Source organism: Streptomyces sp. NPDC003011 (genome assembly GCF_053591515.1).
The window spans coordinates 76,055-90,002 of the sequence record NZ_JBSFTY010000021.1 but is presented as its reverse complement, the minus strand read 5'-3'; the positions used below and the strand labels follow the sequence as shown (position 1 = coordinate 90,002).

The window sequence follows — 13,948 nt, the reverse complement described above, 5'->3', positions numbered from 1 at the left end:
TCGCGTAGTCGCCGGCCGGTGTCGCGGGAACACGCGCACCGGCCGACGGCGGACCCACAGCAGACGCACCCATTGCTCACTGCACGAAGGGGAAGCCATGACAGCGACGACCGACGGAAGCACCGGGGCCCTGCCGCCCCGCGCTGCCGCGGCCAGCGAAACCGACATCAACACCCCCGTGGTGCCCGGGGTGCGCGACGCCGCCGTTCGCGCCGTGCAACGCGCCACCGACCACCTGCTGTCCCGGCAGGACGCCGAAGGCTGGTGGAAGGGCGACCTCGAGACCAACGTCACGATGGACGCCGAGGACCTGCTGCTGCGGCAGTTCCTCGGCATCCGCGACGAGGCCACGACACGGGCCGCCGCCCTCTTCGTCCGCGGCGAGCAGCGCGAGGACGGCACCTGGGCGAGCTTCTACGGCGGCCCCGGCGAACTCTCCACCACCATCGAGGCGTACGTCGCCCTGCGCCTGGCCGGTGACGCGCCGGACGCGCCGCACATGGCGAAGGCGTCCGCCTGGATCCGTGCGCAGGGCGGCATCGCCGCCGCCCGGGTCTTCACCCGGATCTGGCTGGCCCTGTTCGGCTGGTGGAAGTGGGAGGACCTGCCCGAACTCCCGCCGGAGCTCATCTACTTCCCCACCTGGGTACCGCTCAACATCTACGACTTCGGGTGCTGGGCCCGGCAGACCATCGTCCCGCTGACGATCGTCTCCGCGAAGCGTCCGGTGCGGCCCGCGCCCTTCCCGCTCGACGAGCTGCACACCGATCCCGGCCGGCCGAACCCGCCCAAGCCGCCGGCGCCGGTGGCGAGTTGGGACGGCGCCTTCCAGCGGCTGGACAAAGTCCTGCACGGGCTGCGCAAGGTCGCGCCGCGCCGGCTGCGCAGGGCCGCGATGAACAGCGCCGCCCGCTGGATCGTCGAGCGGCAGGAGAACGACGGCTGCTGGGGCGGTATCCAGCCGCCGGCCGTGTACTCGGTCATCGCCCTGCACCTGCTCGGCTACGACCTCGAACACCCGGTCATGCGCGCGGGGCTGGAGTCGCTGGACCGCTTCGCCGTGTGGCGCGAGGACGGGGCCCGGATGATCGAGGCCTGCCAGTCACCGGTCTGGGACACCTGCCTCGCGACGATCGCGCTCGCCGACGCGGGGGTGCCCGCCGACCACCCCCAACTGGTCAAGGCCGCCGACTGGATGCTCGGCGAACAGGTCGTACGGCCCGGGGACTGGTCCGTGCGCAGGCCCGGACTGCCGCCCGGCGGCTGGGCGTTCGAGTTCCACAACGACAACTACCCGGACATCGACGACACCGCCGAGGTCGTCCTCGCACTGCGCCGGGTCAGGCACCACGACCCGGAGCGAGTGGAGAGCGCGATCGGGCGCGGGGTGCGCTGGAACCTCGGGATGCAGTCGAAGAACGGCGCGTGGGGCGCCTTCGACGCCGACAACACCAGCCCGTTCCCCAACCGGCTGCCGTTCTGTGACTTCGGCGAGGTCATCGACCCGCCGTCCGCCGATGTCACCGCGCACGTCGTGGAGATGCTGGCCGTCGAGGGGCTCGCGCACGATCCGCGCACCCGGCGCGGCATCGAGTGGCTGCTCGCCGAACAGGAGCCGGACGGCTCGTGGTTCGGGCGCTGGGGCGTCAACTACATCTACGGCACCGGGTCGGTGGTTCCGGCGCTGACCGCGGCCGGACTGCCCGCCTCGCACCCGGCGATCCGGCGGGCCGTGGCCTGGCTGGAGTCCGTGCAGAACGACGACGGCGGCTGGGGCGAGGACCTGCGCTCGTACCGGGACGTCAGGAAGTGGAGCGGACGGGGCGCCTCCACCCCCTCCCAGACCGGGTGGGCGCTGATGGCCCTGCTGGCGGCGGGGGAGAAGGACTCCAAGGCCGTCGAGCGCGGCATCGAGTGGCTCGCGCGCACCCAGCGCGAGGACGGTTCCTGGGACGAGCCCTACTTCACCGGCACCGGTTTCCCGTGGGACTTCTCGATCAACTACCACCTCTACCGGCAGGTGTTCCCGCTCACCGCACTGGGCCGGTACGTCCACGGCGAGCCGTTCTCCGGGGCCGAGGGGGGTTGATGGGCACCCAGCCCGCTCCGGCTCCGCTGCTGATCGCCTGCGCGCTCGGCATCGAGCACCTCGCCCTGCGCAGCGGCGACCGCGGCGGCGCCGACGGGCCGGTCACCGTCCTGCGGACGGGGATGGGGCCCCGGGCGGCCGAGCGCTCGGTCACCCGGGTGCTGGCCGATCCGGCGCTCGACGGGGCCGCCGTGCTCGCCACGGGCTTCTGCGCGGGGCTCGCCCCCGGCATGCACCCCGGGGACCTGGTCGTCGCCGAGGAGACCCGGGACCCGCGCGGCGCCGTGCCGTGCGTCGGGACCGACCTGCTGGTCAAGGAGCTGGTCCGGACCCTGCCCGGGCGCACCGTCCACACCGGGCCGCTCACCGGTTCCGATCACGTCGTCCGCGGGAACGAACGGCCGGCTCTGCTCGCGACCGGCGCTGTCGCGGTCGACATGGAGTCCGCGGCCACGCTTCTGAGCGCCGTGCGCACGGGCGCGCGCCCGGTTGCGGCCGTCCGGGTGGTCGTGGACGCTCCAGAACATGAACTTGTCCGGATCGGTACGGTGCGCGGCGGAATATCGGCTTTCCGCGTCCTTCGTTCCGTCCTCCCCGCTTTCTATGAATGGCACCGTTCCTTGCTGCTCCCCAGGAGGTGAGCCAGATGGCCATGCCGCTGCGCCAATCCATCAAGGTCGCTACATACTTGGTCGAACAGAAGCTCCGCAAGCGGGACAAGTTCCCGCTCATCGTGGAGCTCGAGCCCCTCTACGCCTGCAACCTCGCGTGCGAGGGCTGCGGCAAGATCCAGCACCCGGCGGGGGTGCTCAAGCAGCGCATGCCGGTGGCCCAGGCCGTCGGGGCGGTGCTCGAATCCGGTGCGCCGATGGTGTCCATCGCCGGTGGTGAGCCGCTGATGCATCCTCAGATCGACGAGATCGTGCGGCAGTTGGTGGCGAAGAGGAAGTACGTCTTCCTGTGCACCAACGCCATGCTGCTGCGCAAGAAGATGGACAAGTTCACGCCCTCTCCCTACTTCGCCTTCGCCGTGCACATCGACGGGCTGCGGGAGCGGCACGACGAGTCGGTGGCGAAGGAGGGCGTGTTCGACGAGGCCGTGGAGGCGATCAAGGAGGCCAAGAAGCGCGGCTTCCGGGTCACCACCAACTCGACCTTCTTCAACACGGACACCCCGCAGACCATCATCGAGGTGCTCGACTTCCTCAACGACGACCTCAAGGTCGACGAGATGATGATCTCGCCCGCCTACGCCTACGAGAAGGCGCCCGACCAGGAGCACTTCCTGGGCGTGGAGCAGACCCGCGAGCTGTTCAAGAAGGCCTTCGCGGGCGGCAACCGGCGCCGCTGGCGGCTCAACCACTCCCCGCTCTTCCTGGACTTCCTGGAGGGCAAGGTCGACTTCCCGTGCACGGCCTGGGCGATCCCGAACTACTCGCTCTTCGGCTGGCAGCGCCCCTGCTACCTGATGAGCGACGGCTACGTCCCGACGTACCGCGAACTCGTCGAGGACACCGACTGGGACAAGTACGGCCGCGGCAAGGACCCGCGCTGCGCCAATTGCATGGCGCACTGCGGCTACGAGCCCACCGCCGTCCTCGCCACCATGGGATCCCTCAAGGAGTCGCTGCGCGCGATGCGCGAGACGGTCTCCGGAAACCGCGAGTGACGGCGTGACCGCCGTCTCCCTGGGCGTTCCCGAGGTACCGGTCCGGCCGATCGCCGAGCGGCGTGTGTCGCGGCGGATCCAGGTCGGGCCGGTGGCGGTCGGGGGCGGGGCCCCGGTGTCGGTGCAGTCGATGACGACGACCCGTACGTCCGACATCGGCGCGACCCTCCAGCAGATCGCCGAACTCACCGCGTCCGGCTGCCAGATCGTCCGCGTCGCCTGCCCCACGCAGGACGACGCGGACGCCCTCGCCACCATCGCGCGCAAGTCGCAGATCCCGGTGATCGCCGACATCCACTTCCAGCCCAAGTACGTGTTCGCCGCCATCGAGGCCGGCTGTGCGGCCGTACGCGTCAATCCCGGCAACATCAAGCAGTTCGACGACAAGGTGAAGGAGATCGCGCGGGCCGCGAAGGACCACGGCACGCCGATCCGGATCGGGGTCAACGCCGGGTCGCTGGACCGGCGGCTGCTGCAGAAGTACGGCAAGGCCACGCCCGAGGCGCTGGTGGAGTCGGCCCTGTGGGAGGCCTCGCTCTTCGAGGAGCACGGGCTGAGGGACATCAAGATCTCGGTGAAGCACAACGACCCGGTGGTGATGGTCAACGCCTACACGCTGCTCGCCGAGCAGTGCGACTACCCGCTGCACCTGGGCGTCACCGAGGCCGGCCCCGCGTTCCAGGGGACGATCAAGTCGGCGGTCGCCTTCGGGGCGCTGCTGTCACGGGGCATCGGCGACACCATCCGGGTGTCGCTGTCCGCCCCGCCCGCCGAGGAGGTCAAGGTCGGCATCCAGATCCTGGAGTCGCTGAACCTGAGGCAGCGGCGGCTGGAGATCGTCTCGTGCCCGTCCTGCGGACGGGCCCAGGTCGACGTCTACAAGCTGGCCGACGAGGTCACGGCGGGCCTGGAGGGCCTGGAGGTGCCGCTGCGCGTGGCCGTCATGGGATGTGTGGTGAACGGCCCGGGAGAGGCGCGGGAGGCCGACCTCGGGGTCGCCTCCGGCAACGGCAAGGGGCAGATCTTCGTGAAGGGCAGGATCATCAAGACCGTGCCCGAGTCGAAGATCGTTCAGACCCTGATCGAAGAGGCGATGAAGATCGCCGAGCAGATGGAGCAGGACGGCGTCGCCTCGGGGGAGCCGGCCGTCACCGTGAGCTGAACAGCACGGACCGATAGGGGGCCCGACGTGACGATTCTGGAGAACATCCGGGGACCACGCGACCTGAAGGCGCTGTCCGAGGCGGAACTCGGCGAACTGTCCGAAGAGATACGGGAGTTCCTGGTGCACGCGGTCGCCAGGACCGGTGGACACCTCGGGCCCAACCTGGGGGTGGTGGAACTCTCCATCGCGCTCCACCGGGTCTTCGAGTCGCCGGCCGACCGCATCCTGTGGGACACCGGCCACCAGAGCTACGTCCACAAGCTCCTGACCGGCCGTCAGGACTTCTCCAAGCTGCGCGGCAAGGGCGGCCTGTCCGGCTATCCCTCGCGCGAGGAGTCCGAGCACGACGTCATCGAGAACAGCCACGCCTCCACCGCGCTCGGCTGGGCCGACGGGCTCGCCAAGGCCCGCCAGGTCCAGGGCGGGAAGGGCCATGTCGTCGCGGTGATCGGCGACGGGGCGCTGACCGGCGGCATGGCCTGGGAGGCGCTCAACAACATCGCGGCCGCCAAGGACCGGCCGCTGATCATCGTCGTCAACGACAACGAGCGCTCGTACGCGCCGACCATCGGCGGACTCGCCAGCCACCTCGCGACCCTGCGGACCACCGACGGCTACGAGCAGGTCCTGGCCTGGGGGAAGGACGTACTGCTGCGGACCCCGCTCGTCGGCAACACCCTCTACGAGTCCCTGCACGGGGCGAAGAAGGGCTTCAAGGACGCGTTCGCCCCGCAGGGCATGTTCGAGGACCTCGGCCTGAAGTACGTCGGCCCGATCGACGGGCACGACCTGAAGGCCGTCGAGTCGGCGCTCAGGCGCGCGAAGCGCTTCCACGGCCCGGTGCTCGTGCACTGCCTCACCGAGAAGGGGCGCGGCTACGAACCCGCACTCGCCCATGAGGAGGACCACTTCCACACCGTCGGCGTGATGGACCCGCTCACCTGCGAGCCGCTCACGCCGTCGGGCGGGCCGTCCTGGACCTCGGTGTTCGGCGAGGAGATGGTACGGATCGGGCAGGAGCGGGACGACGTCGTGGCGATCACGGCGGCCATGCTGCACCCGGTGGGGCTCGGCCCGTTCGCGGCCCGCTTCCCCGACCGGGTCTGGGATGTCGGCATCGCCGAGCAGCACGCGGCCGTGTCCGCCGCCGGTCTCGCCACGGGCGGACTGCATCCGGTCGTGGCCGTCTACGCGACGTTCCTGAACCGGGCCTTCGACCAGCTCCTGATGGACGTCGCCCTGCACCGCTGCGGGGTCACCTTCGTGCTGGACCGGGCCGGCGTCACCGGTGCCGACGGGGCCTCCCACAACGGCATGTGGGACATGTCGATCCTCCAGGTGGTGCCCGGTCTGAGGATCGCCGCACCCCGGGACGCCGACCAGTTGCGGGCGCAGCTCCGGGAGGCGGTCACGGTGGGCGACGCGCCGACGCTGGTCCGCTTCCCGAAGGAGTCGGTGGGACCGGTGATCCCGGCGGTCGACCGGGTGGGCGGCCTGGACGTGCTGCACCGCGCGGAGCGGCCCGAGGTGCTGCTGGTCGCCGTGGGCGTGATGGCGCCCGTCTGCCTCCAGGCCGCCGGGCTGCTGGAAGCGCGCGGTATCCGCTGCACGGTGGTCGACCCGCGCTGGGTCAAACCGGTCGACCCGGCGCTCCCCGGCCTCGCAGCCGAACACCGGCTGGTCGCCGTGGTCGAGGACAACAGCCGCGCGTCCGGCGTGGGCGCCGCGGTGGCGCTCGCCCTCGGCGACGCGGAAGTCGACGTCCCGGTACGGCGGTTCGGCATCCCGGAGCAGTTCCTCGCGCACGCCAAGCGGGCCGAGGTGCTCGCCGACATCGGCCTCACGCCCGTCGAGGTCGCCGGACGGATCGGCGCGAGTCTGGCCGCCAGGGAAGCGGACCTGGCCGTCCGGGAAGAGCTGTCCGGGGAGAAACAGGAAGAGCTGTCCGAGGAGAATCAGGAATGACAACCGCCAAATCCGCGTCGCCCTCCTCGCAGGCCGGGGAGTTCGACCTCGGCGCGCTGCTGGCCGAGCGCGGAGCCGAGCGCTACGAGCTGCACGGCAAGTACCTGAACCACCAGCTCCCGCGCATGCTGCACACCATCGGCTTCGACAAGGTCTACGAGCGGGGCGAGGGCGCCTACTTCTGGGACGCGGACGGCAACGACTACCTGGACATGCTCGCCGGGTTCGGGGTGATGGGCCTGGGCCGCCACCACCCCGTCGTCCGCAAGGCGCTGCACGACGTCCTCGACGCCCAGCTCGCCGACCTCACCCGCTTCGACTGCCAGCCGCTGCCGGGGCTGCTGGCCGAGAAACTGCTGGCACACAGCCCGCACCTGGACCGGGTGTTCTTCGGCAACAGCGGGACCGAGGCGGTGGAGGGGGCGCTGAAGTTCGCCCGGTACGCCACCGGCAAACCGCGGATCCTGTACTGCGAGCACGCCTTCCACGGCCTGACCACCGGCTCGCTGTCGGTCAACGGCGAGGACGGTTTCCGCGACGGCTTCGCCCCGCTGCTGCCCGACACGGGCATCCCGCTCGGAGATCTCGACGCGCTGGCACGGGAGTTGAAGAAGGGCGACGTGGCCGCCCTGATCGTCGAGCCGATCCAGGGCAAGGGCGTGCACGAGTCCCCGCCCGGCTATCTGCGCGCCGCCCAGGAACTCCTGCACCGCCACAAGGCCCTGCTCATCGCGGACGAGGTGCAGACGGGACTGGGCCGCACCGGCGACTTCTACGCCTACCAGCACGAGGAGGGCGTCGAACCCGACCTGGTGTGCGTGGCCAAGGCCCTGTCCGGCGGGTACGTGCCCGTCGGCGCGACCCTCGGCAAGGACTGGATCTTCCGGAAGGTCTACTCGTCGATGGACCGGGTGCTGGTCCACTCGGCGAGCTTCGGCTCCAACGCGCAGGCCATGGCGGCGGGGCTGGCCGTCCTGTCGGTGCTGGAGAACGAGCAGATCGTCGCGGGCGCCCGGGCCACCGGGGAACTGCTGAAGGCCCGGCTGACGGCACTGATCGACCGGTACGAGCTGCTGGCCGACGTCCGCGGCCGGGGCCTGATGATCGGCATCGAGTTCGGCAGGCCCACCTCGCTGAAGCTGCGCGGCCGGTGGGCCATGCTGCAGGCGGCCCGCAAGGGGCTGTTCGCACAAATGGTGGTCGTCCCGCTGCTCCAGCGGCACCGGATCCTCACCCAGGTCTCCGGCGACCACCTGGAGGTGATCAAGCTGATTCCGCCGCTGGTCGTCGGCGAGCGGGAGGTGGACCGGTTCGTGAACGCCTTCACCGACGTGATGGACGACGCGCACAGCGGCGGCGGCCTGATGTGGGACTTCGGCAAGACACTGATCAAGCAGGCGGTGGCGAACCGCTAGGACGCCCGCCCAGGAGGCGGCTTTGCCTCTGAGGCAACAGATTTGCCGCAGAGGCAAGGCTCCGGCTCAATGGAGTGCATGAACTCCCCTGAGTCCGATGAGTCCGAGCCCGGGACGGGGCCGCCCGGGTCCGGCACCGGGCCCGGCTCCGGGCCGCCTGCCGAGGCGGTCCCCCTGGTCGCGCCCCAGTTGCGCGCCCTGCGCCGCCAGGCCTCCCTCACCCTTGAGGCCGCCGCCCGCGCCGCCGGGCTGTCGCCCGCCCATCTGTCCCGGCTGGAGACCGGACAGCGTCAGCCTTCGCTGCCGATGCTGCTCGCGCTCGCCCGCATCTACGGTACGACGGTTTCGGAGCTGCTCGGTGAGACGGTCGCCGGCCGGGACGCCGTGGTGCGCGCCGCCGCCATGGAACCGACCGCGGCCGGCGGCTGGACCTACTGGCAGGCCGGCGCACCCGGCCGCGGCATGCAGGCACTGCGCGTCCATGTCCCGCACGGCTCCCAGGGCGACATGGTGCGCGTCCACCCCGGCGAGGAATGGCTCTACGTGCTCCAGGGGCGGCTGCGGCTGCGCCTCGGGGACACCACGCACCGGCTCGCGGCGGGCGACAGCGCGCACTTCGACTCGCTGACCCCGCACCGCATCGCCGCCCAGGACCCCGACGGAGTCGACCTCCTGTTCGTCCACACCCTGCTGCAGAGCCCCACGGCCACGCTGTGCCTGGGCCCCACCTTCGGAGACATGCCATGAGTGACATGGAGGAGAAGTTCCCGCGCGCCCTGTGGGTGCGACTGATCATCTACCTCGCGGTCGGCCATCTCTTCGCGGCCTTCATCTACGTGCTGTTCGAGGTGGGGGCCACGTAGCGGCCGCCGGCGCCGGGCGGGGCCGTACGCCTCATTCGAGCAGCCGGTCCCGCAGCCGCTCCCGGATCTCCGGGGTGATCCCCAGGCCCTTCTCCAGGTAGGCGTCGACGCCACCCCAGGTCTCCTCGATCGTCTCGAAGGCGGCCGTCAGATACTCGGCGCGGGCGTCGAACAGGGGGCTGAGCAGCTCCATCACCTCGGGGGAGTAGGCCGAGGAGGAGCTGCCGCTGCGGCGCACCTTGTAGCGGCGGTGCTTGGCGTTCGACTCCAGGTAGTCGGCGAAGATCGCCTCCCGCTCCACGCCCAGGGCGAGCAGGGTCACGGCTATGGACAGCCCCGCGCGGTCCTTGCCGGCGGCGCAGTGCATGAGCGCGGGGACGCTGTCGTCGGCGAGCGCGCGCAGCACCTGGGAGTGCTCGGCGGTGCGCTCCGTGACGATCGAGCGGTACGAGGCGATCATGCGGCGCGCGGCCTTGCCGTCGCCGAGGATCTCGCGCAGCTGGTCGATCTCGCCGTCGCGGACCATCTTCCAGAACTCGGCGCCGTCCGCCGGATCGCTCAGCGGCAGGTTCACATTCCGCACGCCCGGCAGCTCGATGTCGGGACCTTCCAGTTTCTGGTCCGCCGCGTTGCGGAAGTCGAAGACCGTGCGCAGGCCCAGGGAGGCGAGGAAGCCGGCGTCCTGTTCGGTCGCGTGCGCGAGGTGGCCGCTGCGGAACAGCACGCCCTGCCGCACCCGGCGGCCGTCCACGGTCGGCAGCCCGCCCACGTCCCGGAAGTTGCGCACTGCGGCCAGCTCGGGCTCGGTCGACGGGACCTGCTGCGTCACGGGGACTCCTCCCATTCGGTCCCGCCGACGCGGCTCGACGACGGGCACGCCTTCGACGATACGACATGGCTGCCTGGGGCAATGAGTTGTCCACAGGCGTTGCACCGAGGGCTCGCGGCCCTTGATGATGTTGACGCCTGAGTGCACCTGTTCGTGTCTGTTCGTATCTGTGAGGGACTGCATGCTGGAGATCGCCGGAAACGGCCGTACGTGGATTCTGTCCGGGCCGACCAGCAGTTACGCCCTCCATCTCACCGGGGAGGACGAGCTCCTCCACCTGCACTGGGGGCCGCGGATCGCGCTCGCCGACGCCGAGGCCCTGGCCGTCCGCCCGCTGCCGGACTACTGGCCCTTCGAGTCCCCGCTCGACGGACGTGAGGAGTACCCCGTCGAGGGCGGCCCCCGTTTCGTCCGCCCCGCCCTGTCCGTGCGCACCCAGGAGCGACGCGGCACCGAGTGGCGCTTCGACGCGTACGAGAGGGCCGAGGACGACGAGCTGCGGCTGCGGTTCCGTGACGGCGAGCTGGCGATCACGCTGCACTACCGGATGCGGCACGACGTCGTGGAGCGCTGGGTGACCCTGGACAACCAGGGCCCGGCGGTCGAGGTGCTGCGCGCCGACTCCGCCACCTGGACCCTGCCCGACCGGGAGGACGGCTGGCGGCTGTCCCAGCTGCACGGCCGCTGGGCCGCGGAGTCCCGGCTCGTACGCGCCCCCCTCACCTACGGTGAGAAGGTCATCGGCAGCCGCCGCGGCCACACCGGGCACCAGCACCTGCCGTGGGTCGCGCTGGACACCGACGCGACCGAGGAGCGCGGCGAGGTCTACGGCTGCGCCCTCGGCTGGTCCGGTTCCTGGCGCATCGCCGTCGCCGAACTCCCCGACACCCGCGTGCAGATCACCGGCGGGGCGGGCTACGACGACTCCGGCCTGCTGCGGCTGGCGGCGGGCGAGTCCTTCACCACGCCCGTCTTCGCCGGCCTGTGGAGCGACGGCGGCTTCGGCGGGGCGAGCCGCGCCTGGCACGCCTATCAGCGCGCCCACGTCATCCCGGACGCGGACCGGGACCGGCCCGTGCTGTTCAACTCCTGGGAGGCCACGGAGTTCGACATCTCCGAGGAGCAGCAGGGGGTGCTGGCCCGCCGGGCGGCGGCGATGGGCGTCGAGCTGTTCGTCGTGGACGACGGCTGGTTCGGCAAGCGCACCAGCGACCGCGCCGGACTCGGCGACTGGACGCCCAACCCGGACCGCTTCCCCGGCGGCATCAAGCCCTTGGCCGACTACGTCCACGGCCTCGGCATGCAGTTCGGCATCTGGGTCGAGCCGGAGATGGTCAACCCGAACAGCGACCTCTACCGCGCCCACCCCGACTGGGTGCAGTACCAACCGGGACGAAAGCGGACGGAGCTGCGCAACCAGCTCGTACTGAACCTCGCCCGCGAGGACGTCCAGGAGTACCTGTGGGAGCAGCTCCACGGACTGCTCTCCAGCGCCCCGATCGACTACGTGAAGTGGGACTTCAACCGCTGCTTCACCGACGCGGGCTGGCCCGGCGACGCCTACCCGCAGCGCCTGTGGGTCGACCACGTCGACGCGCTCTACCGGCTGCTGGACCGGCTGCGTGCGGCGCACCCGGGCGTCGCCTTCGAGTCCTGCTCGGGCGGCGGCGGCCGGATCGACCTGGGTGTCATGAGCCGTACGGACCAGGTGTGGACCTCCGACAACACCGACCCGCTGGACCGGCTCGCCATCCAGCACGGCTTCAGCCAGATCCACCCCGCGCGCGTGATGGCCGCCTGGGTCACCGACAGCCCCAACACCCAGCTCAACGGCCGGGTCAGCTCACTGCGGTTCCGGTTCGTCAGCGCCATGGCCGGGGTGCTCGGAGTCGGCGGCGACCTTGCCGAGTGGACCGAGGAGGAACTCGCCGAGGCGGGCGACTGGGTGGCTCTCTACAAGGAGATCCGGCCCCTGGTGCAGCGGGGCGACCTCTACCGGCTGCGGCCCCCGGAGGGCGGACTGAGCGCGGTGCAGTACGTGCTCGGCGACGAGGCGGTCGTCCTCGCCTGGCTCCAGGCGCAGCATCACGGCGAGCCCGTCCCGGCGGTGCGGCTGCGCGGACTCGACCCGACGGCGTCGTACGAATGCCGTGAAACGGGCGAAGTCCACCGGGGGGCCGTCCTGCTGCATCACGGGCTGCGGACCGGACTGCACGGCGACCTGGATGCGGCAGTTCTCCGGTTGCGCCGCATTTGAGACTTCTGCCTGAATTGGCGTCTTAGTTCAACTCTGGCTGGAATAGGGGTATCTGATGGGCGGGGCGTGAGGAGCGTCATACTCGTGACCGTGCGTCGCCCGTCATGTTCACGTAATGCACATACTCCACATGGGAATTCGGGGTGAGGAGGTGCCCTCCGATTGACGGAGGGTGACCAGGAATTCCCTCACAGGATCAAGAGAAGCGCATTCACATACAACCTCTACTTGTCCCTGTGCGTCTTGGTCGCTTACGTTCACCACCGATCCGGACGGACGCCCAATCCTGCCGCCGCCCGGAGCCCGCACACTCACCCGTCCACGGCAGGAGCGGGGGACCCACAGGCACAACCGCCTGTTCCGGTCTCCGGAACAGGCTAGGGGTTAAGCCGTACTCCGGTACGGCCGGGCATCTCCAGCCCGCACCCGACAGCTCACCTCGCAGGCGCCGGAGAGGAATTCGTCATGCCCGCGAAGGGTAAGCACCGCCGCCCCAAGGCTCAGCGCTTCACTCGTTCCATCGCCGTCGCCGGAACCGGCGGCGCCGCACTCGCCCTTCCGCTCCTGGGAGCCACCGGCGCCCATGCGGCGAGTGCCCAGTCCGTCACGGAAAATGCCGTTCAGTCATCGGTTCCCACCGCCGCGAAGAATGCGGTGGCCGAAAAGCCGGCGGCCGAGAAGAAGGCCGCCACGCAGACGTCCGGCGTGAAGACCTATGCGGTGCGGGCCGGTGACTATCTCGCGAAGATCGCCGACGAGCAGAGTGTCAGCGGTGGCTGGCAGAAGCTCTACGCCGACAACCGCGAGGCCGTCGGCGAGGACCCGTCGCTGATCCACCCCGGTCTGAAACTCACGATCGGCAAGAAGGCCGCCGCCGGCACGCCGAAGACCGAGTCCTCGGACTCCTCGTCGTCCGGCTCCTCGTCCTCCTCGTCGCAGAAGTCGGAGTCGAAGAAGTCGGATTCGTCCGCCTCCTCGTCGGATTCGTCCGCCTCCTCGTCGAAGACCTCCTCGTCGCAGGAGTCGACGGCCACCACCCAGAGCGCCGGAACCGCCAGCACCGCGAGCGGGTTCTCCGCTCCGGTGGCCGGTGCCACCGTCGGAACCCCGTACCGGATGTCCGGCAGCATGTGGTCCAGCGGCTACCACACCGGTGTCGACTTCGTCGTCCCGACCGGTACTTCCCTGAAGTCCGTGGGCGCGGGCACGGTCGTCTCCGCGGGCTGGGGCGGCGCGTACGGCAACCAGGTCGTCATCCAGCTGGCCGACGGCTACTACGCGCAGTACGCGCACCTGTCCTCGCTCTCCGTCTCCAGCGGCCAGACCGTGGCCGCGGGGCAGCAGATAGGCCTCTCCGGCGCGACCGGAAACGTGACGGGCCCGCACCTGCACTTCGAGATCCGCACCTCGCCCGGCTACGGTTCGGACGTCGACCCGGTCGCCTACCTCCGCGCGAAGGGCGTCTCCGTCGGCTGACGCCCGCCGACCACCTGTCTGACACGCCGCCGAAGGCCGGACCCCGATCCCCGGGTCCGGCCTCCGGCGTGTTCGGGGGCGGGCGGGAAGCCGACCGGTGAGCACTCCTGGTCGCCGGGGGCGTTCTTGTCTCGTTCATGTCGCCCATGTCTCGTTCATGATCGCCGCATTGCGATCTTGTGGCGCCGGGGTCCGGAGCGTCGACAGCGAGGGAAGGGCG

General features: G+C 70.6%; 11 protein-coding genes and 1 riboswitch. Of the genes, 10 read left to right on the top strand and 1 reads right to left on the bottom strand.

The window, feature by feature from the left end; translation table 11 throughout:
• Positions 1-97 precede the first annotated feature (97 nt).
• The 8 genes from shc (at position 98) to ACWD0J_RS13735 (ending at position 9,166) form a co-directional block, all read left to right on the top strand.
• Positions 98-2,089 carry a squalene--hopene cyclase gene (shc, locus tag ACWD0J_RS13770; protein ID WP_451495976.1) on the top strand — a complete coding sequence of 664 codons (1,992 nt, stop codon included), beginning with the start codon at positions 98-100 and terminating at the stop codon, positions 2,087-2,089.
• Positions 2,089-2,730 carry a phosphorylase family protein gene (locus ACWD0J_RS13765; RefSeq protein WP_451495975.1) on the top strand — a complete coding sequence of 214 codons (642 nt, stop codon included), beginning with the start codon at positions 2,089-2,091 and terminating at the stop codon, positions 2,728-2,730. The genes shc and ACWD0J_RS13765 overlap by 1 nt, the downstream gene beginning before the upstream one ends.
• A gap of 5 nt (positions 2,731-2,735) precedes the next feature.
• Positions 2,736-3,758 carry an adenosyl-hopene transferase HpnH gene (gene hpnH / locus ACWD0J_RS13760; protein ID WP_451495974.1) on the top strand — a complete coding sequence of 341 codons (1,023 nt, stop codon included), beginning with the start codon at positions 2,736-2,738 and terminating at the stop codon, positions 3,756-3,758.
• Between the two features lie 4 nt (positions 3,759-3,762).
• On the top strand, positions 3,763-4,920 hold the full coding sequence (gene ispG, locus ACWD0J_RS13755) for a flavodoxin-dependent (E)-4-hydroxy-3-methylbut-2-enyl-diphosphate synthase (RefSeq protein ID WP_451495973.1): 1,158 nt from the start codon (positions 3,763-3,765) through the stop codon (positions 4,918-4,920).
• 27 nt (positions 4,921-4,947) lie between these two features.
• Positions 4,948-6,888, top strand: coding sequence for a 1-deoxy-D-xylulose-5-phosphate synthase (dxs, locus tag ACWD0J_RS13750; RefSeq protein ID WP_451495972.1), 1,941 nt, complete (start codon positions 4,948-4,950; stop codon positions 6,886-6,888).
• Positions 6,885-8,303 carry an aspartate aminotransferase family protein gene (locus ACWD0J_RS13745; protein WP_451495971.1) on the top strand — a complete coding sequence of 473 codons (1,419 nt, stop codon included), beginning with the start codon at positions 6,885-6,887 and terminating at the stop codon, positions 8,301-8,303. The genes dxs and ACWD0J_RS13745 overlap by 4 nt, the downstream gene beginning before the upstream one ends.
• Positions 8,304-8,372: 69 nt before the next feature.
• Entirely contained in the window at positions 8,373-9,050 is a 678-nt protein-coding gene (locus tag ACWD0J_RS13740) for a helix-turn-helix domain-containing protein (protein WP_451495970.1), read from the top strand.
• Positions 9,047-9,166: a DUF6126 family protein gene (locus tag ACWD0J_RS13735; RefSeq protein WP_451495969.1), complete on the top strand. Its 120-nt coding sequence runs from the start codon at positions 9,047-9,049 to the stop codon at positions 9,164-9,166. Before ACWD0J_RS13740 ends, ACWD0J_RS13735 begins: the two co-directional genes overlap by 4 nt.
• A gap of 31 nt (positions 9,167-9,197) precedes the next feature.
• Here ACWD0J_RS13735 and ACWD0J_RS13730 read toward each other — a convergent pair whose 3' ends face one another.
• A complete protein-coding gene (locus ACWD0J_RS13730; RefSeq protein ID WP_451495968.1) occupies positions 9,198-9,995 on the bottom strand; it encodes a tyrosine-protein phosphatase in 798 nt (265 codons plus the stop codon).
• 181 nt (positions 9,996-10,176) lie between these two features.
• Between ACWD0J_RS13730 and ACWD0J_RS13725 the strand changes: the two genes are divergently transcribed.
• Both ACWD0J_RS13725 and ACWD0J_RS13720 read left to right on the top strand, forming a co-directional pair.
• Positions 10,177-12,252: an alpha-galactosidase gene (locus ACWD0J_RS13725; protein WP_451495967.1), complete on the top strand. Its 2,076-nt coding sequence runs from the start codon at positions 10,177-10,179 to the stop codon at positions 12,250-12,252.
• A gap of 302 nt (positions 12,253-12,554) precedes the next feature.
• Positions 12,555-12,713, top strand: a riboswitch (cyclic di-AMP (ydaO/yuaA leader).
• A 4-nt stretch (positions 12,714-12,717) separates the two neighbouring features.
• Entirely contained in the window at positions 12,718-13,728 is a 1,011-nt protein-coding gene (locus ACWD0J_RS13720; protein ID WP_451495966.1) for a M23 family metallopeptidase, read from the top strand.
• Positions 13,729-13,948: the final 220 nt, after the last annotated feature.

Excerpts from the sequence above, each read along its gene's own strand:
- shc (WP_451495976.1), top strand. The coding sequence starts at position 98 with ATGACAGCGACGACCGACGGAAGCACCGGGGCCCTGCCGCCCCGCGCT.
- ACWD0J_RS13765 (WP_451495975.1), top strand. The coding sequence starts at position 2,089 with ATGGGCACCCAGCCCGCTCCGGCTCCGCTGCTGATCGCCTGCGCGCTC.
- ACWD0J_RS13720 (WP_451495966.1), top strand. The coding sequence starts at position 12,718 with ATGCCCGCGAAGGGTAAGCACCGCCGCCCCAAGGCTCAGCGCTTCACT.
- ACWD0J_RS13740 (WP_451495970.1), top strand. The coding sequence starts at position 8,373 with ATGGAGTGCATGAACTCCCCTGAGTCCGATGAGTCCGAGCCCGGGACG.
- hpnH (WP_451495974.1), top strand. The coding sequence starts at position 2,736 with ATGGCCATGCCGCTGCGCCAATCCATCAAGGTCGCTACATACTTGGTC.
- ACWD0J_RS13725 (WP_451495967.1), top strand. The coding sequence starts at position 10,177 with ATGCTGGAGATCGCCGGAAACGGCCGTACGTGGATTCTGTCCGGGCCG.
- ACWD0J_RS13745 (WP_451495971.1), top strand. The coding sequence starts at position 6,885 with ATGACAACCGCCAAATCCGCGTCGCCCTCCTCGCAGGCCGGGGAGTTC.
- ACWD0J_RS13735 (WP_451495969.1), top strand. The coding sequence starts at position 9,047 with ATGAGTGACATGGAGGAGAAGTTCCCGCGCGCCCTGTGGGTGCGACTG.